The following is a 22,485-nucleotide window of genomic DNA, read 5'->3' as shown; positions in this document are numbered from 1 at the left end:
CCCATGAGCAGTGCCTCCACCAGTTCCCTGCACAGCTCCCGTTTTCGGGATCTTTCCCGCTCACTTTTCCCCAAGGACGGCAGTTTTGACAGCTGCCTGACCTGCGGCATGTGTTCCTCGGCCTGCCCGGCCAGTGGACTGGAAGACATGGACCCCAGAAAATTCGTTCGCATGGCCAATCTTGGAATGGACCATGAACTCTGCACCACCCCGTGGGTCTGGATGTGTACCATGTGCCGCCGCTGTGTTCATGTCTGCCCCATGCAGATCGACATCCCGGCGCTGGTCTATGAAGCGCGGGCCTCATGGCCCAAAGAATCCCGCCCCAAAGGCATCATGGGGTCCTGTGCACAGGCACTGCGCACCGAAGGAAACAGCGCAATGGGAGCAAGTTCCGAAGACTTTTCTTTTGTGGTGAACGACGTGCTGGAAGAAGTGCACGACACACAGAAAGGACAGGAAGAACTTGTTGCCCCCATCGACAAGAAGGGCGCCAAATTCTTCCTGAATCAAAACTCCCGGGAGCCAGTCATGGAACCCGACGAGATGGTCCCGCTCTGGAAAATTCTGGATTACGTTGGTGCAGACTGGACCTACGGCTCTGTTGGATGGGCCGCAGAAAATTACTGTATGTTTGCCGCAGACGACGCGGCGTGGGAAAAAATCGTTCGAGACAAGGTCAGCGCGGTGGAGGAGCTGGGATGCCAGATATGGCTCAACACTGAGTGAGGCCACGAATTTTACGCAGTCCGGGCCGGACTGCACAAGTTCAACATCACGCCTCACTTTTCGCTGGAAAGCATTATCAGCTGGTATGCACAGTGGATTCGCGAAGGAAAACTGCCTGTCAATTCGGACTGGAACAGGGAATCACGTTTCAAATTTACGGTACAGGACCCCTGCCAGCTCGTGCGCAAAAGCCTTGGCGACCCCATCGCCGAAGACCTGCGCTTTGTAACAAAAGCCGTTGTTGGTGAAGAAAATTTCGTCGACATGTACCCAAACCGCTCGAACAACTACTGCTGTGGCGGTGGTGGCGGCTCGCTTCAGGCAGGCTACACCAAAGAGCGCCGGGAATACGGAGCCTTCAAGGTCCAGCAGATTCTGGCAACCGGGGCCGACTACGTCATAGCCCCCTGCCACAACTGCCACTCCCAGATTCATGATCTCTCTCATGCTTCTGGCGGCAACTGGTACACCGTCCACCTGTGGACACTCATCTGCCTCTCTCTTGGACTCCTTGGACCCAATGAGCGCAGTTACCTAGGACCAACACTTCAAAATTTCTGTCTCTAATTTTGGGCAGTCATTCTCGTGGGAACCGAGGGAATCTCTTACCCCTCCGAGGGATGCTCTCGGCTCCCCCCTCCTTACGCAGCAGAAAGTAGGCAGCACGCACGGCAACGCACCCTGCATTGACAGCAATTTCCTGCCATTATAAAACAGCACATGCACACTGTAGAATCCGAGCTGGTTCTTCCAGTCACACTGCATGATGACAACTTTGAACGAAGCCAGGAAGCTCTGGAGCTTCTGGTGGCACATCTTCGTGCAGTTCGGGATGCCTACAACAAAGCTATTCGCGAGCACGGGAAGCACTACTACGCAGACACCCCACCGCAGCTTCCAGCCCCAGCCCCAGACTCCTCACACGATGAATGCGAACGCTGGAGCACCCTGCTTTTTGAGCCGGCCCGCTCCCGACTTTCTCCAAAGCTCCGCAAGCGGCTCGCCGCCCGCTTTTGCAAACGTCTTCGCCGGGCAATGCAGCACAGCCCCTCAGGAATACCTGAGCCACCCCGCATGTTTTTTGGAGGCTACCTTCCCCTTCCGCTCGACCAGCTCACGCTCTCGCACCCATCCCCGTCACTCTTTCTTTTTGAATTTTCGGTCTACCTTCACAGTCCAAATGCGTCAGTTTCTGTAAACCCTCTCTCCAAAATCCCTTTCTATGAGAAAAAAACCCTGCTTCGCGTACGAAGAACACCCGAACCTGACAGTCTTTCCCGAAAAAGCCTTGAGCTTCTCTTTGCGCAGGAAGCGCCGCTTCTGAACGCCCACCTTGAAGAGCACAAAAACACACTCACTCTGCACCTGCTGACAGCCCTCCCAGTGCCCAACGACTAAGCCCCTCTTTTCTCATATTTTTTATATTTTTTCAGAAATGCCAAAAAATATTTTGGATGGAATTTCAAACAGTTTCATTTAAGATATTTGTTATTGCTGGTCATTTTTTGTCATTTGAAGATATTTTCAACGGCAAATTTGGAAAAGACAGCCCGAAAAGACTTACCCAGAGTTTTGCACACCAGAACCCGCCATTCCTCGAGAGTGTCCTTGACAAAGAAGAGAAAAGGCTCTTAGCCATTCTTCAAGCATCTGATGCAAACACTTGCACAAATGCAGCATGCTGCCTCATCACTCTTTTTTTGTTTTCTGTTGCCATATGTGCGTATGGCAACTCTTTTGACATGGAGGATTTTCATATGAAGGGGGCATGTCTTAAACTTTTCTGTCTTTCCTGCGCCATTTTTCTTATGGCCGGGACAGCTCAGGCAAAAGACAGCGAAGATGTATTTACACTTGGCGAGATCGTTGTAAACAGCGAAAAGCCCGGCGTTAAAGACATTTCTATCCACAACGTCATTGATGCTAAAGAAATTGAAGCCATTGGCGCAAAAAACCTTGTCGATGCCCTGCACTACGCTCCTGGCGTTTACATCGGCACGGGCCGCAAAAACCAGCCCAACATTTCTATTCACGGCTTTGACCAGTCCCGTACACTGATTCTGCTGGATGGTATTCCTTACACAGAAAGCTATTACGGCAAGCTGGACCTGCGTCAGATTCCCTCATCCATCATTTCACGCATCGAAATCACCAAAGGCGCACCGTCTGTTCTCTATGGTGCCAACTACCTTGGTGCAGTCATTAACGTCATCACCAAGAAAGGCACACAGGACCCCTCTCTTGATCTGACTGGTGAAATGAGCGATGCAGACACCTACCGCGTTGCAGCTGCCCATGCGAACACCGTGGGGAACGTCAACTACTGGTTAAGCTACGAGCGCAGTGCTTCTGACGGCTGGTGGCTCTCTGACTCCTACGACCAGAAAGACGGTGTTATCGAAGAAAAGCATCGCCCAGATACTCCGGCAACGCTGGAAAACGGTGGTCTCCGCGATCATTCTGACTATGACCGCCAGACGGTCTGGGGTCGTGTGGGTGTGACGCCGACCGAAAAAAACGCCTTTTATCTGAGTGCATTCTACACCTCGTCCAACTACGGCATCCCGGTAAACGACGAGCAGGCATTCATTAAGCACGGCTTCTCTGACATGGCCGAAGTTGAAGACTATGCCGACTGGGGCTTTGACTTCAACGGCAGTCAGGAAATCACTGACTACCTGAAACTCCGTGCCCTGCTCTATTACCATAATCATCAGGACGAATATCAGTCCTACTCCGATCCGGAGCATGACACCAAGCTCGATAAGAGCAAATACAAGGACTACATTGTTGGTGGTTCCCTCTTCGCAGACATAGAGCCTGTTGAATGGGACACCCTGCGTCTGGCGTTCCATTACTCCGGCAACTCCCACAAGGACAGAAAAGCCGAAGATGAAAACTACGCAGAATTCTTCTCCTACATCGGTTCTGTGGGCATCGAGAACGAGCTGAACTACGGCGAATTCCCGACTCTCGTTGTTGGCGCAAGCTATGACTGGAACGACATCACCAAAGCCGAGGAAGACGACGGTACCGAACTGGATTACACCGATCCAGATGCCCAGTTCAACCCGATGATCGGCCTGAGCTACCAGGTCAAGGCCACAAACACCCGTGTCTACGGCTCCATTGCCCGCAAGACCCGCTTCCCGGCCCTGAACGAACTCTTTAGCTCCAAGAGGGGCAATCCCGAACTCGAAACCGAGCGCTCCATCAACTACGTGCTTGGTGCAGAGCAGCCCGTCACAGACTGGCTGGATGTTGAGATTTCCGGCTTTGCTCACGAAATTGACGACTACATCACCCTGAACCAGAAATCTGGCAACAAGGACAGCTACGACAACATTGGCAAGGTTGAGATGCTCGGCTTTGAAGCTGGCGCACACATCCGCCCCATTGATGACCTGACCCTGTCTGTCAGCTACACCTACAACCACGTTCGTGACCGTTCCGAGGATCGCGTCACCGAATATGTGGAGCAGGCTCCCGAGCACCTTCTCTCTCTTGGTGCCGACTACCTGATTCCGGTGATCGATGTTGCAGTGAACCTGCGCGCCCGCTACATGGACGGCGTGTATTCCGACCTGCCTGACCGCACCGATCCCAATGCTGACGAAGTCAAGCTTGATGACTTCTTTGTGGTTGATGGCCGCATTTCCAAAAGCTTCCTCGAAAACTACGAAGTCTACTTTGAGATGAAAAACATCTTTGACGAAGACTACGTTGACGACTCCGAGGGCTACCCAGCCCCGGGCCGCAACTTCCTCGTTGGTGTCAAAGCCAGCTTCTAAAAAACACACGGGGGAGCCGCTGGCTCCCCCACACATTTTTCTATGACAACATTCGCATCGCGTCCTCAGCACATCTTTATCTCTGGTTCCCGGCACTGCGGAAAAAGCTCATTGCTGGCGGAACTCGTTCTGGCGCTCTCGCACAAGGACATCCCCTGTGCTGGCATTCTTTCCCGTGGTCTTTGGGAAGACGGTATCCGCTCTGGCTTTGACCTTATAGACCTCCGCTCCCGCACCACCACGCCACTCTCCCGACGCATCCCTGATGCCGCACCCGGCGAGATTCCCTTTGAATTTCTGGCTGACGGATGGACAGCTGCCCGCCGCGCACTCCAGCCGGAACGCTGCCAAAGCGCAGCCCTTGTTGCTGTGGATGAAATAGGTCCGCTGGAAATGCAGGGAAAAGGTTTTGCTCCGCTCCTGCCTCCCGTGCTCGAACTCCCCGTCCTGCACGTCTGGGTTGTTCGATCTGCACTTGTTGATGCTGTTGCCGCCCACTGGGACCTTTCTCCGCACGTCATAGAAACACAGGAACACGGCGCGCTGACCCGTCTTCTCGCGGCTGTCTCCAAAGGACTGGGAGAACAGATATGAACGAAATGCTTCTCCAGCGAATAGTCATTCTGGCACTTATGGGCAGTGCTGCTGCCCTTGGCATGAGCCTGCGCAAGAACACCACAGCATGCCAGTTTTTGGGTATTGCGGTGTCCTCTCTTCTCTGTTTTGAATTTTTGGGACTGAGCCTTTTTTGCAGGCGACTACCCCTGTATGGCGGACTCGAAGCTCTCCCAAGCATCGCGCTTTTTCCTGCACTCTGCGCCACCATACTCAGCGTTCGCAGACAGGCCCGGCACTATGTCCCTATTTTTTGGGGCATGTCCTGCATCCTGCTCGCCCTGCCGCTGCTTCTTGGGTCTTCCCTGAACCCAGACTTTTTTATGTATGGCTTTTTCTACACCCAGGCATTCTTCTTCTGCCGTCTGCTCTCCATGTGCTTCCTGGCCTGCGCCATCTGCTGGCAGCTGGGGCTCCTCTTCTTTGGGCAGGATGATCCTTTTGCAGCCAACCACATGCTTTCTGCCCGCGCGCACCTTATTGCCTCGGCCGCATTCTTTATGGCCGCAGAGCTGTGCGGCAGCATCTGGTGCATGTATGGCTGGGGCGACACCCTGCACTGGAACAGCCAGTTTTTCATGGGCTACATCATGTTCATCTGCCTCATGATTCCCTGCCACCTGCCCCCGGCACTCGCGCGCAAACTCCGCCTGCGTGCTCTTGTCTCGGTCGTCCCAATGCTCTTTGTCTTTCTTCTCTACGTTTCCAAACAGAGCTAGTCGTCATGGTAAAAAAACTCGCATCTCTCAGCTGCACACTCAGTGCCCTTCTTGCCCTTGCTGTCTGGCTTATCATTGGCTGCATTCTGTCTTCACGCTTTGGAACGCCAGATATTTTCTCAGACATCAACGGCACAGTGCTCCTCCAGTGGGCACTCATGAACGGGAGCAGCTCCCTTGGCATCCTGTTCTGGTTTGCCTGTGGCTTTGCCGCCGCAGGTCTGCTTTTTGCCAACCTCATCGCCTGCGTCAGTGTCCGCCTGCTCCCCCAGTGCAAACGTCGGATCGATATGCAGCACTACATGCTGCTGACCTTGCACATTCTCTTTGTGTTTGTGCTGCTTGGGCACCTTGCTGATGTCACCATTGGCTTCAAAAACACAGACATTGCTCTTGCCGAAGGAGAAAGCTACACCAGTCCACAGGGCTACACCCTGCACATCGACCGAATTCTTATTGGCGACAACCCCAAAGACTTTCGCTTCAACCGCCGTGACGTGCGCGGTCGCATGAGCCGTGACGAGTTCCACCCAGACCGAAATCAGGTCTTTTTCCACATTTCTGGTCCCACCCTGCCCCAGATGCAGGGCCAGATTCAGATGCTTTCACCTTTTGTGGCTCCAGATGGACTCCGCATCACTCTCACAAAATTTCTTGTGGCCAAAGAACCGGGCGACTCCATGCAGGCAGACATTGTCCTGAGCTGGAACCCCTTTCACAGTGCCGCATTTTCCGTTACTGCCCTGATGATTCTCTGCTTTTTCCCGCTGGCATTCCGGCTTTTTTGCCGAGGACTCTCCAAGGAGCATACATCGTGAGACGGCTTTTCTTTTTTCTCCTGCTTTTTTGCCTCACCGCACTGAGCACTGGCCCTGCCACTGCCCAGCCTGTGGAGCTGGTGGACATGCTCGGGCACCGCGTTGTGCTCCCCGCACAGGTCGACCGCATTGTCACCACCTTCAAACCCGCCACACTCACGGCCCTGAGCCTTGGGCTAGGAGACAGGCTTGTTGGACTTGATGGCAATTCCCGCTACGACCCGCTTCAGATCAAAATCTACCCACAGTTGCAGGACCTGCCCTCAGTTGGCAGCAAGTCCACAGGAATCAACTTTGAATCCCTGCTTGCCGTGGACCCCGATCTTGTCATTCTGTACAGCCAAAAAGACGGAAAGGAACTTGCCAGCAGACTAGAATCTCATGGCATCCCCTGCCTCTTTGTGCTGCCAGAGACCTTTGCAGGAATAGAAGAAAGTCTTCACCTCATCGCACAGGCTGTCGGCGAACCAGAACGGGCCACCCGAGTGATTTCTGCCATGCGTCATGCCACGGATCTTGCGGCCAAATACACGGGCAATATTCCAGAGGCACAGCGCAAAACAGTGTACTTTTCTTCCCCCAAGTCTTTCCTGTCCACCGCTGGCGGAGACATGCTGCAAGACTCCATTATCCGCAAAGCCGGGGGCATCAACTGTGCGCAGGCCCTGTCCGGATACTTCCGACAAATTTCCCCGGAACAGCTCCTGCTCTGGAACCCAGACATGCTCTGTATTGCGGGGCACGCCCGGCGAGGCGCGTGCTCCATGCTCTCCCGCTCCAGCTTCTCGCAGCTTCGCGCTCTCAAGACCGGAGCAACATACTGTTTTCCCTCCAACCTTGCCCCATGGGACTTTCCATCTCCGCTTTCTGCACTTGGCAGTCTGTGGATGGCCAAGCGCCTCTATCCTGAGCGGATGAAAGACGTTGATCTCCTGCACGAGATTGACCGCTTCCATACTCAGGTTTTTGGAAAATCCTTCCGGGAAATGGATGGAAAACTTGAAGACATGACCCCATACTCTGCCCCTGTTACGGAGCAGAGCATATGAACACAGGAACCCAGACCTCTCGCAGCCGCGCCCGAAAGACCACGCTTCTGCTTGGCCTCCTTCTTGTGCTTGTCTTTGCGCTCTCCCTTGGAATTGGCCGTATTTCAATCAAGCTCACAGACCTGCCCCTGCTCTTTCAGGCTCTTGTGCATCCAGATCTTGCCGATCACAGCCTGCACACTCAGGCCATTGCCCTGTTTTGGGTTCGCCTTCCGCGCTGCATCATGACGGCGCTTGTGGGGGCCGGGCTTGCCCTGTCTGGCGCCGTGTATCAGGGACTTTTCCGTAACCCGCTTGTCTCGCCAGATATTCTTGGCGTCTCCGCAGGTGCCACCTTTGGCGCTGCTCTGGGCTTTGTTGTTCCCGGTGTCGAATTCTTTGGCATTCAGGCTCTGGCTTTTGCCTTTGGCCTGCTGGCTGTAGGTTGCGCCCTGCTTATTGCCAAGGCCGTTGCGGTCAAGCCCATGCTGGTGCTGGTGCTGGCAGGTCTGGTTGTGCTCTCAGTTTTTAACGCGGGCATCACTACACTCAAATACATGGCCGATCCGTACAATGAGCTTCCCGCTATTGTTTTCTGGATTATGGGAAGCATGAGCCGGGCCTCATGGAATGAACTCGCCATCGCCGCCCCACTGGTGGGCGGGGCAATCATCCTTGCCCATCTCTTTTGCTACAGGCTCAACATCCTTTCCCTTGGCGATGCACAGGCTCTCTCTCTTGGCGTCAATCCCAAACCGTGGCGCATCCTGTTCATCACCACCAGTTCAATGGCTGTCGCCGTGAGTGTTGCCACCTGTGGACAGGTTGGCTGGGTCGGTCTGGTTATTCCCCACATTGCCCGTACACTTGTTGGTCCCAACCATGAGCACATGCTCCCGGTGTCCACGCTTACCGGAGCAATTTTTCTGCTCCTTGCCGATACCGCAGCCCGAAGCCTCAGCGGTGCCGAGATTCCCATCAGCGTGATTACGGCCTTTACCGGCGCACCGTTCTTCGCTTTTCTGCTCTACAAAAATCGCGGGAGTGGCTGGTCATGAGTCTTGTCTGTTCCAAGCTGAGTTTTTCCTATGGCAGCAAGCAGATCCTGAACGATGTCAGTTTTCAGGTGAAGCGCGGCCAGTTCTGCGCCATTCTTGGCCGCAATGGTTCTGGCAAATCCACCCTGCTCTCCTGTCTGTGTGGCCTGCTCCCCGCGGGCAGCGGAAGCGTTAGCGTGGCAGGGCAAGACATGCTCTCGGCCGGACGCGAAAGCGTTGCCAGAATGATGAGCCTTGTTCCGCAGGAGCACGGAGAAATTTTCCCTTTTTCTGTTCTGGATGTCGTTGTCATGGGCCGAACAGCCTACCTTGGCGCCATGTCCCGCCCCTCCGAGGCAGACTATGCCGCAGCCGGAGACATTCTTAAAAAGCTCAGTGCCGACCATCTGGCCCACAGGAATTTTAACCGTATTTCTGGTGGTGAGCGCCAGTGTGTGCTTTTGGCCCGCGCGCTCCTGCAAACCCGTGAGACTCTGCTCATGGACGAACCAACCAACCACCTTGATTTTAATAACCAGTACAGTCTGCTCTCCCGCATCCGCACCCTGTGCCGGGAGCGGGGAACACGAGTGGTCGCCACCCTGCATGACCCGAATCTGGCCCGTATCTTTGCAGACACCGTGGTCATGCTCAAAAAAGGCACAGTCATTGCGCAAGGCCCCTGCTCCGAGGTCATGCGTCCCTGTGCCCTGAGTGACCTCTATGAGACTCCAACCCGGCGCATCACCACACGCGAAGGTCTGGAACTCTTTTTGCCAGAAAAAGCCCTTGAAGCTCCGGTCCTGGACGGTTACCCAAAAGCACAGAGCAACTCCTAACGCAACGACGTCACCGAGAGACATATGCCATACACACGACACACCGGAACCTGCCTCAGCCTTGCCCTTGCCGCAGTGCTGAGCCTTGGGTCCACCGCACAGGCCAGCTCTGCCATGCAGCGCACCCAGTCGCTTGTGCACAAAGAAATTTCACAGTCCGTTGCTGCCCAAAAACGTGCCGAAGCATGGGCGGCAGAAAAAGAAGCCCTCCTTGCGAACCAGCGCGAACTGGCGGCGCAGGAAGACTGGCTCACGTTTCGCTGCCAAAAATATGAAGCCTACATTGCCGCGCAGAAAAAAAGCATTGCTGAGCTGGAACGCCGCAAAACCGTATTTGCCCGCATTGAGCGCGAGCTGGAGCCTTTTCTGGACCAGACCGCCACGCGCATTGGGCAGCTGATTGAACACGACCTGCCCTTTTTGAAAAAAGAACGGGAACAGCGTCTGCGCTTTTTGCAGGACTCCCTGAATGACTACCACCTGCCGCTGAGTGAAAAACTTCGCCGGGTGATGGAAGCTCTTCAGGTTGAGGCTGAATACGGTCACGGACTGAGTGCCACAGAGACACTTCAGGACATTGATGGCGCCAAGCGACAGGGCACCCTGCTTCGTCTTGGCCGCGTAGCCCAGTTCTTCCGCAGTGCAGACGGAACTCTCTCCTGCGTCTGGGACAAGACCAGCTCCAGCTGGGAAAAACTCGATACCGACGCCGCCCGTTCCGTCCAGCAGGGCATAGACATTGCCATGCGCCGCCGCCCGGCAGGACTGCTTCTTCTTCCTCTTGGAGTGACCGAATGAGTTGCCAAAAAATTTCACGACTGAGCAAACTCAGCGTTGTTGTTCTGTGGACTCTGATTTTCCTGCTCTGGAGCATGAGCCTTGGCTTTTGTGCTGACGCTCAGGACCAGAATTTTACCCGCGCCCAAAAAGCCCTGCGCGCACAGGCCACAGAGTCTGCGCAGCAGACAGCTCTGGGTCAGCAGGATATTGCGGCACAAAAAAAAGCCCTGCGCGCAGACATTGCCGCTCGCAGAGCTCGTGTTGCAGACCTCAATGCCCGCATGAAAAAGCTGGAAAAAGAATTCGACGGCCTGCTCAAGAAAGAAGACCGTCTGCGTGATGAACTTGCCGAACAGCAGGATGTTATGCACGCCATTGAAGGCACCATTCGCACCAGCGCCAAAGAAGCGGACAAGCTCTCGCAGCAGAACCCTATTTCTGTAGAGTATCCGTCGCGCCCGGTTATCAGCTCCCGCCTGCTCGATACAGACAGCTTCCCCGGTATGCAGGACATTCGGGAACTGGCAAACCTGTACTTTGATGAAATCACTGCAACAGGCGAAGTGAAACTTCGGCAGGGCGACTTTCTGGACCGCAACGGCCGTAAAGCCACAGGCACGCTGCTTCGTGTTGGCCGCTTTAGCACGAGCTACCTGAGTGACTCCGACATGGGCTTTCTCCAGCCTGATGCTGCTGGTCTCCAGTTCAGCGCGGTTGCGACCGAGGCAGACCGGGACGCTGCAGCTCCCATGAAAAATATTCAGGCGGGCGAAATTGCCACTGTTCCCGTGGACCTCTCCGGGGGTGCCATATTCACCCGCCTTGCCAAGAATAACGACGTCCGGGGCTGGCTGGAATCTGGCGGACTGCTCGTCTGGCCCATTGTCCTTGTTGGACTGGCTGCCCTTATCCTCATTCTGGAACGCTGTGTTTCCTTGTGGCGCATCCACTCTGCAAACCGGAGCATGGAAAAAGAGCTGCTCCCCCTGCTCCACAATAAAGACTGGAGCAAATGCGCCAGCTTCTGCGAAACGCACCAGTCCTCGCCAAGCTGCCGGGTGCTTCTGGGCATGCTTCGCGTCAAGCACATCAGCCGTGAACAGCTCGAAGACGCCATGCAGGAAGGCCTGCTGCACGAACTTCCCCGGCTCGAACGCTTCCTGCCCACGCTTTCTGTGCTCGCTGCCATTGCCCCACTTCTGGGCCTGCTCGGCACGGTCACAGGCATGATCGACACATTCCAGACCATTACACTCTTTGGCGCAGGCAATCCCCGCATGATGTCCGGCGGTATCTCCGAGGCACTTATCACCACCCAGCTTGGTCTGGCCGTTGCCATTCCCATCATGGTGGCCCACCACCTGCTGGAACGCCGGGTTGATGCCCTTATTGGAGACATGGAAGAAAAGGGTGCAGGACTGGCCCTTGAGCTGACCGACACGCCACAGGAGAACACCCGTGGCTGAGCTGTGGACAGGCCTGTGTGACTTTCTCCGCGCTGGCGGACCGGTCATGATTCCTCTGGGTATGGTCTCCCTTGCCCTGTGGTGGATTGCGCTCTGGAAAATATTTGAGCTGGAGCGCATTCAGCGGGAGGAATTGCCCCTTGAACAGTATGGGGCACTTCGGGGCGGAGCAGAATCCCAGTGCAGCGCATGGCAGGAGACAATTCTGAAAGGATGGCGCAAAGGAAAAAGCGAGAACCCCAAGCGCAACAGGCGCCTGCTTGATACTCTGCGCCAGATTGAGGAACGCAAGGCCGAGCGCCTCTCGTCCACAGTGTACGTGCTCGCCGCCATCGCCCCACTCCTTGGACTCTTTGGAACGGTTTCCGGAATGATTGAAACCTTTCAGGCGATTACGCTCTTTGGCACAGGCAACGCACGGGCAATGGCTGGCGGCATTTCCGCAGCACTCATCACCACCCAGACCGGGCTGGTCGTTGCTGTTCCGGGACTCTTGGCAGCCAACATGATTCAGCGCCGCACCCGAGATCTGCGGGAACGGATGGAACGTTTTTGTCTTCGCCTTGCGCGGGACTCTTTTTCTGTGGAGACCGCATGAAAAGCTTACGATACAGCCGAAGGCGGCGCCGCTCTGGTGTAGAGCTGAACATGGCCCCGCTTATCGACATGATTTTTATTCTGCTCATCTTCTTTCTGGTCACGACAAACTTTGTTCGGGAGTCTGGCGTAGACGTCAAACGCCCCACAGCACAGACTGCCGTCTCCAAAAGCAAGGCGGGCATGGTCATTGGCGTCACCAGCGAAGGGCTGGTCTACATTGGCGGCCGGACTGTAGACGTCCGTCTTGTCCGGGCACGCGTTGAGCGCTTTTTGGCCGAAACGCCCGGCGGCGGCGTCGTGATTGCCGCAGATCGGGAAAGCCGAACCGGCACAGTGATTCAGGTGCTCGATGCCTGCCGTCTGGCCGGAGCAAAAAACGTCAGCGTTGCCGCAAGGAGAGCTGAATGAGTTCGCCTGTGCGAATGCTTGGCGTTCTGGCGCTCGCGCTCGTGGTCAACCTGCTCCTTTTTTGCGGACTGCCACTCCTGACCCAGACCAAACAGGCCCCGGCTCTTCCTCGCTATGAGGAACCGTTTAGCCTTGCGACGCTCCCCAAGCCAGAGCGGAAGGTGCGCAATTCCCGGCGAAAAAAATTCGAACAGGAGCGCAAAAAGCCCAAAGTCATCAAAACCGCCCTGCCCAAAAAAAGCATCCCGCAGAAGACAAAAATACAGCCGCTCATGCCCCGGCTCCAGCTGGATGCCGCGCCGCCCATGATTGCCGCGCAAAAAATCGACCCATCATTCTTTGAAAGCGGGCAGGCCAGTCTTCCGGGACTCAAGGGCTTTGAACTTGGAGAAGTCGACACGCCTCCACGCCTGAGCCATCCTGTCAACCCGGTGTATCCCTATGATGCACGCCGGGCAGGAATAACAGGCGTTGTCCGGGTCCGCTTCATGGTTGATGAGCATGGCCGGGTCTCCAAAATCACGATTCTTTCGGCCAAGCCCCAAAATGTCTTTGAAAAAAGCGTGCTCAATGCTGTACGCCGCTGGCGTTTTCGCCCCGGTGTGCTGGATGGCAAACCCGTCCCCACATGGGTCGAGGTGCCACTTCGCTTTAACCTGAATTCCTAGGACCTATGCGCCTCGTGATCCACATACGCCAGCTTTGCCCTCTGTATACATCTTTGCCCAGCGCCCGCACCCTGTGCGCGGCTCTTTGCCTGTGTTTTGTTCTTTCTGCTCCTGCACAGGCAGCACAGCAACGCCACAGCCGGGCAGCAGCTCAGGCACTCTTTACGGCGCAGCAGCATCAGGAAAAAGGCGAAGCGGTCAAAGCGACCACAACGCTTGAACGCTATCTGAAAAAACATCCCAATAACCCAGACCCCAGCGTTTTTCTCATGCTTGGCAATTGCTACTTTGAAGCAAAGAAGCCAGCAGCGAGCCATGCCATCCTTGCCAAGGGCTACGCCCTTTTTCCCAAAGACCCAGCATTGGCCCAAAACTACGCCGTAAGCCTTGCAGGCATGGGCAAACATGCCACGGCATCCACGGTCTACGAAAATGCCTACGCTGTAAGTACCCCTCGCAACCCGTCCCTTCTCTACTGGGCCGGAGCCGAGGCCTACGCTGATGAAAATTTCTCCCGTTCCATGCGGCTCATGACGCGTCTTCTCGCCTCACACACTCCACACAGGCGCTCATGGCTGGAACTCTTTGCCTACGTGAGCATCCAGCAAAAACAGACCGCTCTTGCTCAAAAATACCTTCAGGCCAGTCTTGATGCGAAAGCTGACCAACCACAACTCCTCCAGCTTCTGGCTCAGATTCACCTGCTGCATTCCCGCTATGAAAAAGCCTGTGGAGCACTGGAAATCGCCTATGCACTCAAGGCTCCCCGCCCTGCACAGTGGCGACAGCTTGCACGCATGTATCTCCAGATCAATGCCCCGCAGCAAGCCCTGCGTTGCCAGCTCAAAGCGGAACGTGCGGGCAAGAGTGAAACGCTCTCAAAAAAGGCAGCAGCCCGCCGCGAACGCCACGTCATTCTCACGGCTCAGCAGCTTGCAGAATCAGGGCACAGTGCACAGGCCATTACCCGGCTTCAAAAACGATTCGCTATCAGCCCTTCGCAGGCTGTGCTTGAAGCCATTGCCCGCATTCAGCTCCAGAGCATGGACTTTGTGGGATGCCGAAGCACGCTCGCCACGGCAGAGAAACAGGCTCTCAGCTCCCCGACCCTGCTCCTGACCGCTGCGTATGCCTGCTGGCACCAAAAAGACTGGAAAGCAACACGCTCCCTGCTCCAGCGCTATGCACAAAAGGTGCAACACAAGACAACTGCGATGCACATTATCGCGTACCTCAACAGTATCCTCGACGAACAAAAGGCCGCAACCGAGGCAGTACAGTCCATCCGGTAGCAGTATTCCGGTCCAACCTCTTTCCCAGAGCACTTCTGCATTCACATCTTTTTTTCATTCGCTTTTCTTTCCGCATAAGCCGTTTGCCAAGCTTCCTGTGGCCCTGCAAAACAAGCTTTCACAAGGAAATTCGACATGTTCTTTATTTCTTTTTTCAGAAATATTGAGCGCAAAACTTTTCGTTTTAGAAAATTTTACAGAAAAGCATATTGACCTTTCATGGCTCCTACCTGTACGAATCCGGCGTGCATCCGCACAAGGGGAAAATTTCAATTCGCATAGGGTGTGTCATGGAAATTTACATCACCAATCTCATCAAGTTCTTCTTTGTCTTGGCACCGTTTTTTGTGCTGACCATGTTCCTTGCCCTCACCAAAGGGCTGGACACCTCAGCCCAGCGCAAGGTTGCCATCCGCGTCACCATTTCCAACATTGTAATGTGTTGCCTTATCTTCTTTTTTGGCAATGCCATTTTTAAGGTACTGGGCATCACACTGGACAGCTTCCGCATTGGCGCAGGAGCACTGCTTTTTCTTTCTGGTGTTTCTTTGGTGCAGGGAGCCAAGGGCGACACCCTGAATGCCGAGAGTTCACCAAGCGACGTGAGCGTCGTTCCGCTGTCCATTCCGGTTTCCATTGGGCCTGCCACCGTCGGCGTGCTCATGGTTATGAGTGCAAGCCTCGATCAGTTTTCTGACAAGCTCCTGAGCATCTTTGCCATTTGCTCCTCGGTCTGCGTGCTTGGCATTCTGCTCTATACCGCCTCCAAGATTAAAGACATCCTTGGAAACAACGGCATCGAGATTCTCACCAAGCTTTCCGGACTTGTGCTCGCGGCTCTCGCAGCGCAAATCGTCTTTACTGGCGTCAAAAACTTTTTGGCCTAGACAGCACAACGCCCCCGTTTCCGGGGGCGTTTTTTTTAACTCATTTCATTTGCGGCGTATGCCGTTGCCAAAAGCCGTGGCAAATATCCAGACAATCCGGGAGTCAACAGCTCTCGCCGCGCCACTCCTGCCGAAGAGCACAGTTCGATGCGCTCCAGCATGTCCCGCACCGCAGCATCACGCCGCCCCGCATTCTTCGCCCCGTTCAGGCATGTGTCCAAGTGCCGCACAGCCTGTATAACAAGCTCACGAGGTACACCAAGCTGCGCACAGTCAAGACGCCTGAGCCTCTCAAAATCATCCCGTGAAAGCCGAGAGCCAAGCAAAACAAGAACCTCGGAGCGCAAATTAGGCTTCTGCAAAAGCCGGGTGACGGCACTGGCAAAAGCTCCAGCCTGGGTGGTCCAGCCCGAACGACCAAGAGCCTGTGCCAGCGCCGCGCGCTCGCGTTCCGAAAAGAGCGGGTCGTCGCACACCGCTACGGCATCTCTCAGGATCTCACTCTGGATGCTTTCCGAAAATTTTACCAAGGCAGCACAACGCGCAGCTTCCCGTTCCTGTGCTGCCTGCCGCTCTGCTCTGGTCTGCTCAGCGAGCAGCCGACGCGAGACAAAGCGCTCCTCTGCGCTACTTAATTCCTGCTGCTTTGCGAGCTTGGGAAGCAAACGCCTTGCCGCGTCATAATCACATGCCCCGACAGCATCCCGACAGCCATTCAAGACATCCGCAAAGCACGCTTCTACATGATTCTGAAAACGCGTCTCTTCAGAGTACTGAACGAATTCTTTTCGTTCCTCCGCAGACAGCCCTGTGAGCAGCCCTGTCCGAATCTTGCCGCCTGAGCTGTCAATTTCCTCCTGAACCTGCGCCCGGCGAAGAGAGTGCATTGCGCGGCCCAACATTTCTTCACCCTGCCCCGGCCTGAGCCATGCCTTGGCCGAGTCCAGACGCTCCCGGATCTGTTTGATAATCCGGGTTCGCGCTACCGCAGAATGCGTGTCGCACGCCGCCTGAGCATAAAAGGTCACATCGCGTTCCAGTCGGGCCAGACGCTTTCTGCTCTCTTCGGCAAGTATCTGCGAGGAGGCAAGGTTCAGCTCAAGATGTGAAAGCTCATCAAAAAAATGCTGCAAACCCGGCTGAGCCGTGCGCCCTGCCGCGGAGGGACGCAAGCGTTTCAAAGCCTTTTCTGCCTCGGAAAAATCGCCTTTTTTTGCTGCGTCCTGCACTGTCTGGCGCACCTGTTCTTCGAGCTGAACCCGCGCCGCTGCGGCGTCATCCTGCGCCCTGCACCCATCCAAAAGCGCCTTGGGGTCTGCCTCCTGTGGCGTTCCCTGACGCAGGGCATTCACCTGAATTCTGGACATATGCACACTCCTAGTACAGCCCGCCAATAAACTTTGAGCCGATTTGCATTTTGGACAGTGTATTCTGCCGCGAGGTGTACAGAGCTGCATTGCTGTAGCTCTTGGCCTGCGTCAAAAAACCATACGATCTTTTCTGCGCTGCGTATCGGATATCCCGCGCCTTACCTGCTTCCTGCTCTCGCAAAGCAAACAGCTCCCGATCATACGAACCAGCCAGCCCAGCCAGCAGCTCGGCCGTCGACTGTGATTCACCACCAAGCGCAGCCTGCTGCACTCGCTGGCTTGCCCGCTGCCGCTCCTGTTCCAGCCGCAAGATCTGCTTTTCCTCTTCCGTCTGCTCATGCAGGTCCTGCACCGCACTTTCGCCTTCGGACAAGGCCTGCTGGCTGCACAGCCCCGCCTGTACGGCATGGGCCGACGCGGTCTGTTCCTTGTACGCGCCACTCATTGCCGAACTCCCTGCAACCAAAAGCATGGAACCAATTGCCAGTGTCTGTGCTGCCATTACTGAACCCTCGCGTAGATGTAGAAATTCTGTTTTCCAAAATACCGGCGCAAAAGACCTTCCCGTTCAAAGCCAAGCCACTCAAGCCAGCGGCAGCTCACCGGGTGCTGTTCCAGCACTAGAGCCTGTGCTCGCCACACCCCCTGCTGCGCGCAAACCCACGGAAGCCACGCCCGCACAGCGCGACAAAATGCCACACCGTAACGGGGAAGTTCTGGAGACGTCAGCGCCCAGAGGTCGCCCACCCCCTGACGCAGCGACTGCATCCCTGCACAGGCAAGAATCCGTGGGCCAGCGAGTGCCGTAAACGCCACACCAGACACAAGCATTTGTTCTCCAAAATCCTGAATCTGCTCGTCATATCCGGCACAGTGCAAGCCCTGCGCATCAAGAGGGCGAAGCTGTATTCGATCAAGGTGCTCTCGCCGTAACGGCTCAATTCGCAAGCTCATACAGCCCTCCTATTCCACCTGCACCTGAGGGATGCAGCATAAAATCGTCATTGGAAATGGTTCTGTCTGCCGAACGGTAAACAGCCCCTCGGAATGAAACCCACCGGGAAGGCGAAGCTCGCGATCTCCATGATAAAGAGATGGCGGACCACTCGAAATCTCCTGACGAAGCGGCAAAAGCGGTTCATACGATTCCCTGCGATCATCACCAGAGCACACCTCTCCGCCAATACTTTCCAAAAAGCGGAGCATCACACTCATCACTCGCCGTTTTCGCCCCTGAGAACTGCTTCCATTGGTAAGAGGCAACTCCAGACGCATAGGCTGCAAAAGACTCGTGTAGCTGTAGCCCACAAGAATATTGAATGCAGAACAGCCAAGCTTAATGCCGCCATTCTGTACGGTTTTGAAGCCCAAAAACGCTTTGTCAGCCATAACACAGAGCGTTTCGCCCTCCATGTCGTCCAGGCCGGAGATCTGCTCCACCTTGCTGCCGCTGTACCGAAGCCAGGAGTCCAAATACACGCCAGAAAAAGACACGCTTTTTCCTGTCCCTTCCGAATATGGGACAAGGCGCTCAATAATCTGAGCAGGACGCCCCAGATGCATCCGCCGTACAACCATCCACAGCTCGTCCCCAAACTCGCCGGGCACAACGCTTATGGATTTCACACGCCCTCCCCCTCCCAGAATATGATGGTGCCAGGCGCGAATATTTTCTTCCCGCAGGTAGGTACAGCCAAGAAGCTCTCCATCATTTCGCACACACCACAAAACGCCATCTGGCTCACGGGCGTATGCCATTTCCCGGATTCCTGACTCGGTCAGATGCTCGGCAAGCAAGGTCAGCTGCGGCGCAACGTATCGGCTGCTCAGCGCATCTGTCTGCATTTCCCGAATCTTGCGCCCGCTTCGACTCACATACAGCACGGCATCCGAAACCAGCTCTGCCCCAACAGAAGAACTGCCATACGCAGACAACCGCCGACTCTGGCAGTTGGACGGCGTAATTCCCTTGAGTTCTGAGCCTGACCAGATTTTAAGTTCAAAGGCATTGGTTCCAACCAGCAAATGCTCCTGATCTGTCATCCAGCAAATGGGATTCACCCGCGCACCACTCAAGGTGTGCTCAATGGCATCATCATCCAGCGGCACCCCCTGTGAGCCATGCAGCCAGCCGCTTGTGTTCATCCGAAAATCGCCATAGGCCCCTGTTCGAGACATCCATATCGTCTGGGGCTGGCGATAGGTCGCGGCGAGCACCAGCCGGTTTTCATAAAAGCCCACAAAATTTGGCCAGCACATGGCTCCCCACTGGCTCGGTTTTGCCTCATCTGGTTCTGGCCCCACAGTCCACGCACTCACATTCAGCTTGCCATCTGCATTCAGAATGCTTTCCACCTCGTTCGTACTCGCTTCACCCGGTGAATCCTTAAAAGAGATCACCCGTGCATACATGCCTGTCTGAATCGTTCTGTTTCCAACATACATGTACCAGCACTCATAGCCTCCGCCCCCAATGATCTTGAGCACCATGTTTGCCCGAAATTCTGAATATTCCGGCAAAACAAAGGACTCTCCGGCACGACCGGTCCCAGGGCTGTCGTCCTGTTTTTTGACCACCCAGTGCGCACCCGGCCAGTCCAGAGAAAGCGGCTCAAGCGTCCACGAACTGTGACTAAAACGCCGCAGCACATAAGGCGGCGTGGACTCGCACACCATGTACAGCTCATTTCCGTTTTGCGCAGTGCGGATGGATTTCAGAAACTCACTACGCCACGGGATATCCAGCTCATAGACTTCATTTTTGGAATCAAGCACAACCCCGTTTCTGGTAAAAAAGCGCATCTTGCCTGCGCCAAGTTCCAAAACGTAGCTTTGTGATTCCGTCGCATTAAAATCAAAGTTCAAAAGCCGCTCCGGGCCGGACGGACTCAGTGCCTTCATGATGTATTCTGTCCCCTGACGCCGGGACACGCTGCCGTAAGGCCGGGGAATAAAATTCTCCAGCCGACGACAGCCCGAATAATACTTTTCGTGATCTGTACGCCCTTCCATCTGAGGAGAAAGCTCCCCGGCGGAGAACGCGTTGAGAATGGGATTTGAATAGGCCATGCCCTAGCTCTCCCTTGCGGATATGAATGCATGAGGACGTTGCGGGGCAGGTCGCCCCCCGCCCTGGGCATCGCGACTTTTAGCGGTCCGCAGACGCTCGCGATACAGCACTTCCATGCGTTCCTTTTCTGCCGAAGACCCGGTAATTTTTTTTGCCACCCGCGCAGCAAGCCGCGCCGCCAGCGCCGAACGAAAGGTCGGCGGTAACGCCTTGGCATGACGAATGCGACGCACGTAGCGCAAAAAAACATACGGTGAATCCGTCAGCAGACTCTGCCCCTCCAGCTCAAAATTCTGCTCAGGCTCCACATCCACCACACAGAGCGCATCCGACGGCAGCTGAAAGGCCCGTGCGTACCCAAACGCGGCACCAGAGACCTGCTCTGCCAGTTCGACCCGGCGAAGAGCAAAGTTCCACGGATGTTCCTCCAGCATGGCATCACGTTCTGTTTCATAAAAAACCGACATGATGCGAACCAGTTCCGAATCCTCTTTCAGCGAGCCTATGCCTTCTTCGCCAAGCTCCATCAGTGCGGCAGACATGATCTGCATGGACACGGCTAAAGTCCTCCTTCAAACACCGCATGGAAAAAGGCTTCATCACTGTCACGGTCCTGCCCGTCCTGCGGCTTGTCCCTCGCCTCGATTGCGGTGATGCGCATGGAAAAAGGCTGCATGTCCTGTGCGTCACCATGCGTCCCCGTCGCGTATGCCGTCAGCTCAGCACTCAGGGTGTAACGGCTTCCTGCCTCAATTTTTCCAAGCTCAAAGTCAGCCAGCACATCCTGCGGAACAGAAAAGCGAAAGGCTTCTGAACCTGTTTCCTTTTTCTGCTCACGGCGAGAGCTTTTCCCTGCCCGCCCTGTAGCCTTCTGACGCGCTCCCGTCCCTTTTTTGTCCTTTGGGGCAGGGGCAGACTGCGCCGTACCGTGAGATGCAGACGCGGTTTTAGTCGTGCTTCCGGGCATATCAAACTGAGCAAATTCCATAGCGTTCTCCTGCTTCTGTAGGCCGGGCCACCACGACGGTGGCCCGGGGAAAAGGTTCATGCTAGCGGGCGAGGAACTGCGGGAAAACCGACAGCTTGCCATCTGCGGCAGGATCCGTGCACTCAACACGGACTTTCACCTCTTTTCTGGTGTGCGTTGGAAGCACGTAGCGGCCAAGCACTTCCCCAGCAGGCAGCGGGGCATTCCCATGAATCTGACACACCGTGCCAAGCGGGATAAATTCCGCGCCATCGCCATCACTGTGCATCATCGTCACCGTCAGCTCCTTGCCCTCGGCAAGTGCAAGTTCAGAAGCGACCTCCGCGATGATTTCCACAGAGCCAAGAGTTCCAGAAAGGCGCTGCACAGAGCCATTGCCATCCGCAGCGGTGTTGCGCGGGACATCCATGTCTTTTGCCAAATACTCGTCGTGTACCCGAAGCGTCTGTCCGTACATAGTTCCCCCTTTATGCGTTCACGACGACGTGCTCTTCGGTGGCGTCGTCAAAGTTGTAGCTGGTCACAATGGGCACGCCATTCCACTCGGCAATGCGGCGATCAACACCACGATCACCGGGCATCATCTGGAAGGCAGCGCCCTTGCCAATATCTGCCAGCACAGACAGCACCTTGCGGTGGCAGAACAGATAGGTGTTGTTCTGTGCCCGCACCATGTCCAGAAGGTTGTCCACCATGAGCGCCGTGGGCTTTTTCTTGGCCGAGATGTTCACAAGTGCGGCAACCGTGTTGGGATTGGCGATCTGCATGCCAAAGTAGCCCTTGTAGCGCACGCCATAGCCCAGAATGCCATTCTCGTTTTCGTAGAGACCACCGCCATTGATGGCGCTCACATTCAGAATGCCACCCTGCTTGAATGCGCCGGGACTATAGAGTCCTGTGGTCTCGCCAGACACAAAGCGAACCGCCAGAATGGACCAGCAGTCCCCTTCTGCACCAGCGTCCACAAGTCGGCTGTTGTCCAGCGCGTATTTGCGGAAATTGCGATACAAAAGCGAGCGCTCAGCATCCACACCCAGCTTGCGCAGGGCCTTTGGCGTTTTTTTGGCAAAATAGCTGTCACGACCGCCAAAAGCTCTGGCCTTGTCCTCCGGGCAAAACATCTTTGCGCCCATGATCGCGAGGTCCACTTTGCGCAGCCGGGATTCCACATCAATGGAGTCCAGCGGTGCATCCATGTCCACAAAACCACCACCAGTCACATCAGAGACTTCCTCAAAGACGTTCCACAGGCTGTGCGAGGCTTCCTCAAAAGGAATCACGTCCAAAACCGGAGTTTCTTCGGTCAGCCAGTCCACCTGTTTGGGCTGCTTCTTTGCAAATGCGGCCGAAAGTTCTTTCAAAGTTCCTGTTGTGCTCATG

Annotated in this window: 24 protein-coding genes; 16 read left to right on the top strand and 8 right to left on the bottom strand. The window is 55.4% G+C overall.

What is annotated here, in order from left to right; all coding sequences use genetic code 11:
• The first annotated feature begins 3 nt into the window (after positions 1–3).
• The 16 genes from B5D23_RS01480 (at position 4) to B5D23_RS01405 (ending at position 15,677) form a co-directional block, all read left to right on the top strand.
• Positions 4–1,296, top strand: coding sequence for a (Fe-S)-binding protein (locus B5D23_RS01480; protein WP_078683620.1), 1,293 nt, complete (start codon positions 4–6; stop codon positions 1,294–1,296).
• A 153-nt stretch (positions 1,297–1,449) separates the two neighbouring features.
• Positions 1,450–2,127 (top strand): hypothetical protein, encoded by a 678-nt coding sequence (locus B5D23_RS01475; protein WP_078683619.1) that lies wholly within the window; start codon positions 1,450–1,452, stop codon positions 2,125–2,127.
• Positions 2,128–2,486: 359 nt separating this feature from the next.
• The gene (locus tag B5D23_RS01470; RefSeq protein WP_159445869.1) at positions 2,487–4,520 is read left to right on the top strand and encodes a TonB-dependent receptor plug domain-containing protein; all 2,034 of its coding nucleotides are present in this window, start codon (positions 2,487–2,489) and stop codon (positions 4,518–4,520) included.
• A gap of 42 nt (positions 4,521–4,562) precedes the next feature.
• Complete coding sequence (locus tag B5D23_RS01465) at positions 4,563–5,114, top strand: nucleoside-triphosphatase (RefSeq protein ID WP_078683617.1); 552 nt, start codon at positions 4,563–4,565, stop codon at positions 5,112–5,114.
• Positions 5,111–5,854 carry a hypothetical protein gene (locus B5D23_RS01460; protein ID WP_078683616.1) on the top strand — a complete coding sequence of 248 codons (744 nt, stop codon included), beginning with the start codon at positions 5,111–5,113 and terminating at the stop codon, positions 5,852–5,854. The genes B5D23_RS01465 and B5D23_RS01460 overlap by 4 nt, the downstream gene beginning before the upstream one ends.
• Before the next feature lie 5 nt (positions 5,855–5,859).
• Positions 5,860–6,672, top strand: a complete 813-nt coding sequence (locus B5D23_RS01455) for a hypothetical protein (protein ID WP_078683615.1) — start codon at positions 5,860–5,862, stop codon at positions 6,670–6,672.
• Positions 6,669–7,721 (top strand): ABC transporter substrate-binding protein, encoded by a 1,053-nt coding sequence (locus B5D23_RS01450; RefSeq protein WP_078683614.1) that lies wholly within the window; start codon positions 6,669–6,671, stop codon positions 7,719–7,721. The genes B5D23_RS01455 and B5D23_RS01450 overlap by 4 nt, the downstream gene beginning before the upstream one ends.
• Complete coding sequence (locus B5D23_RS01445) at positions 7,718–8,758, top strand: FecCD family ABC transporter permease (protein WP_078683613.1); 1,041 nt, start codon at positions 7,718–7,720, stop codon at positions 8,756–8,758. Before B5D23_RS01450 ends, B5D23_RS01445 begins: the two co-directional genes overlap by 4 nt.
• Complete coding sequence (locus B5D23_RS01440; protein WP_078683612.1) at positions 8,755–9,576, top strand: ABC transporter ATP-binding protein; 822 nt, start codon at positions 8,755–8,757, stop codon at positions 9,574–9,576. Before B5D23_RS01445 ends, B5D23_RS01440 begins: the two co-directional genes overlap by 4 nt.
• 24 nt (positions 9,577–9,600) lie before the next feature.
• Positions 9,601–10,374, top strand: a complete 774-nt coding sequence (locus B5D23_RS01435) for a DUF3450 domain-containing protein (RefSeq protein ID WP_078683611.1) — start codon at positions 9,601–9,603, stop codon at positions 10,372–10,374.
• The gene (locus B5D23_RS01430; protein ID WP_078683610.1) at positions 10,371–11,822 is read left to right on the top strand and encodes a MotA/TolQ/ExbB proton channel family protein; all 1,452 of its coding nucleotides are present in this window, start codon (positions 10,371–10,373) and stop codon (positions 11,820–11,822) included. The genes B5D23_RS01435 and B5D23_RS01430 overlap by 4 nt, the downstream gene beginning before the upstream one ends.
• Positions 11,815–12,420 (top strand): MotA/TolQ/ExbB proton channel family protein, encoded by a 606-nt coding sequence (locus tag B5D23_RS01425; protein WP_078683609.1) that lies wholly within the window; start codon positions 11,815–11,817, stop codon positions 12,418–12,420. Before B5D23_RS01430 ends, B5D23_RS01425 begins: the two co-directional genes overlap by 8 nt.
• A complete protein-coding gene (locus B5D23_RS01420) occupies positions 12,417–12,830 on the top strand; it encodes an ExbD/TolR family protein (protein WP_078683607.1) in 414 nt (137 codons plus the stop codon). The genes B5D23_RS01425 and B5D23_RS01420 overlap by 4 nt, the downstream gene beginning before the upstream one ends.
• The gene (locus tag B5D23_RS01415; RefSeq protein WP_078683606.1) at positions 12,827–13,498 is read left to right on the top strand and encodes an energy transducer TonB; all 672 of its coding nucleotides are present in this window, start codon (positions 12,827–12,829) and stop codon (positions 13,496–13,498) included. Before B5D23_RS01420 ends, B5D23_RS01415 begins: the two co-directional genes overlap by 4 nt.
• A gap of 14 nt (positions 13,499–13,512) precedes the next feature.
• Positions 13,513–14,790, top strand: a complete 1,278-nt coding sequence (locus B5D23_RS01410) for a tetratricopeptide repeat protein (protein WP_144012503.1) — start codon at positions 13,513–13,515, stop codon at positions 14,788–14,790.
• A 290-nt stretch (positions 14,791–15,080) separates the two neighbouring features.
• Positions 15,081–15,677 carry a MarC family protein gene (locus B5D23_RS01405; RefSeq protein WP_078683604.1) on the top strand — a complete coding sequence of 199 codons (597 nt, stop codon included), beginning with the start codon at positions 15,081–15,083 and terminating at the stop codon, positions 15,675–15,677.
• 35 nt (positions 15,678–15,712) lie between these two features.
• Here the strand turns inward: B5D23_RS01405 and B5D23_RS01400 are convergent, their stop codons facing one another.
• The 8 genes from B5D23_RS01400 to B5D23_RS01365 form a co-directional block, all read right to left on the bottom strand.
• Positions 15,713–17,044 carry a hypothetical protein gene (locus B5D23_RS01400; protein WP_078683603.1) on the bottom strand — a complete coding sequence of 444 codons (1,332 nt, stop codon included), beginning with the start codon at positions 17,042–17,044 and terminating at the stop codon, positions 15,713–15,715.
• Positions 17,045–17,054: 10 nt separating this feature from the next.
• Entirely contained in the window at positions 17,055–17,549 is a 495-nt protein-coding gene (locus B5D23_RS01395) for a hypothetical protein (RefSeq protein ID WP_078683602.1), read from the bottom strand.
• Positions 17,549–18,001: a GNAT family N-acetyltransferase gene (locus B5D23_RS01390; RefSeq protein ID WP_078683601.1), complete on the bottom strand. Its 453-nt coding sequence runs from the start codon at positions 17,999–18,001 to the stop codon at positions 17,549–17,551. The genes B5D23_RS01395 and B5D23_RS01390 overlap by 1 nt, the downstream gene beginning before the upstream one ends.
• A gap of 9 nt (positions 18,002–18,010) precedes the next feature.
• On the bottom strand, positions 18,011–20,116 hold the full coding sequence (locus B5D23_RS01385) for a phage tail protein (RefSeq protein ID WP_078683600.1): 2,106 nt from the start codon (positions 20,114–20,116) through the stop codon (positions 18,011–18,013).
• 3 nt (positions 20,117–20,119) lie between these two features.
• On the bottom strand, positions 20,120–20,674 hold the full coding sequence (locus B5D23_RS01380; protein ID WP_078683599.1) for a phage connector family protein: 555 nt from the start codon (positions 20,672–20,674) through the stop codon (positions 20,120–20,122).
• Between the two features lie 2 nt (positions 20,675–20,676).
• Positions 20,677–21,105, bottom strand: coding sequence for a hypothetical protein (locus B5D23_RS01375; protein WP_078683597.1), 429 nt, complete (start codon positions 21,103–21,105; stop codon positions 20,677–20,679).
• 61 nt (positions 21,106–21,166) lie between these two features.
• Complete coding sequence (locus B5D23_RS01370) at positions 21,167–21,562, bottom strand: hypothetical protein (protein ID WP_078683595.1); 396 nt, start codon at positions 21,560–21,562, stop codon at positions 21,167–21,169.
• A 10-nt stretch (positions 21,563–21,572) separates the two neighbouring features.
• A complete protein-coding gene (locus B5D23_RS01365; RefSeq protein ID WP_078683594.1) occupies positions 21,573–22,484 on the bottom strand; it encodes a major capsid protein in 912 nt (303 codons plus the stop codon).
• Between the last annotated feature and the right edge of the window lies 1 nt (position 22,485).

This window comes from Desulfobaculum bizertense DSM 18034 (genome assembly GCF_900167065.1).
In the GTDB taxonomy this organism is placed as follows: domain Bacteria; phylum Desulfobacterota; class Desulfovibrionia; order Desulfovibrionales; family Desulfovibrionaceae; genus Desulfobaculum; species Desulfobaculum bizertense.
Note: the sequence above shows the minus strand (reverse complement) of the source record. Positions and strands in the feature narration are given on the sequence as shown.

Bases quoted from the DNA above. Each gene is read 5' to 3' on its own strand.
- B5D23_RS01475 (WP_078683619.1), top strand. From the start codon at position 1,450: ATGCACACTGTAGAATCCGAGCTGGTTCTTCCAGTCACACTGCATGAT.
- B5D23_RS01470 (WP_159445869.1), top strand. From the start codon at position 2,487: ATGAAGGGGGCATGTCTTAAACTTTTCTGTCTTTCCTGCGCCATTTTT.
- B5D23_RS01465 (WP_078683617.1), top strand. From the start codon at position 4,563: ATGACAACATTCGCATCGCGTCCTCAGCACATCTTTATCTCTGGTTCC.
- B5D23_RS01460 (WP_078683616.1), top strand. From the start codon at position 5,111: ATGAACGAAATGCTTCTCCAGCGAATAGTCATTCTGGCACTTATGGGC.
- B5D23_RS01455 (WP_078683615.1), top strand. From the start codon at position 5,860: ATGGTAAAAAAACTCGCATCTCTCAGCTGCACACTCAGTGCCCTTCTT.
- B5D23_RS01445 (WP_078683613.1), top strand. From the start codon at position 7,718: ATGAACACAGGAACCCAGACCTCTCGCAGCCGCGCCCGAAAGACCACG.
- B5D23_RS01440 (WP_078683612.1), top strand. From the start codon at position 8,755: ATGAGTCTTGTCTGTTCCAAGCTGAGTTTTTCCTATGGCAGCAAGCAG.
- B5D23_RS01435 (WP_078683611.1), top strand. From the start codon at position 9,601: ATGCCATACACACGACACACCGGAACCTGCCTCAGCCTTGCCCTTGCC.
- B5D23_RS01430 (WP_078683610.1), top strand. From the start codon at position 10,371: ATGAGTTGCCAAAAAATTTCACGACTGAGCAAACTCAGCGTTGTTGTT.
- B5D23_RS01420 (WP_078683607.1), top strand. From the start codon at position 12,417: ATGAAAAGCTTACGATACAGCCGAAGGCGGCGCCGCTCTGGTGTAGAG.
- B5D23_RS01415 (WP_078683606.1), top strand. From the start codon at position 12,827: ATGAGTTCGCCTGTGCGAATGCTTGGCGTTCTGGCGCTCGCGCTCGTG.
- B5D23_RS01405 (WP_078683604.1), top strand. From the start codon at position 15,081: ATGGAAATTTACATCACCAATCTCATCAAGTTCTTCTTTGTCTTGGCA.
- B5D23_RS01400 (WP_078683603.1), bottom strand. From the start codon at position 17,044: ATGTCCAGAATTCAGGTGAATGCCCTGCGTCAGGGAACGCCACAGGAG.
- B5D23_RS01395 (WP_078683602.1), bottom strand. From the start codon at position 17,549: ATGGCAGCACAGACACTGGCAATTGGTTCCATGCTTTTGGTTGCAGGG.
- B5D23_RS01390 (WP_078683601.1), bottom strand. From the start codon at position 18,001: ATGAGCTTGCGAATTGAGCCGTTACGGCGAGAGCACCTTGATCGAATA.
- B5D23_RS01385 (WP_078683600.1), bottom strand. From the start codon at position 20,116: ATGGCCTATTCAAATCCCATTCTCAACGCGTTCTCCGCCGGGGAGCTT.
- B5D23_RS01375 (WP_078683597.1), bottom strand. From the start codon at position 21,105: ATGGAATTTGCTCAGTTTGATATGCCCGGAAGCACGACTAAAACCGCG.
- B5D23_RS01370 (WP_078683595.1), bottom strand. From the start codon at position 21,562: ATGTACGGACAGACGCTTCGGGTACACGACGAGTATTTGGCAAAAGAC.
- B5D23_RS01365 (WP_078683594.1), bottom strand. From the start codon at position 22,484: ATGAGCACAACAGGAACTTTGAAAGAACTTTCGGCCGCATTTGCAAAG.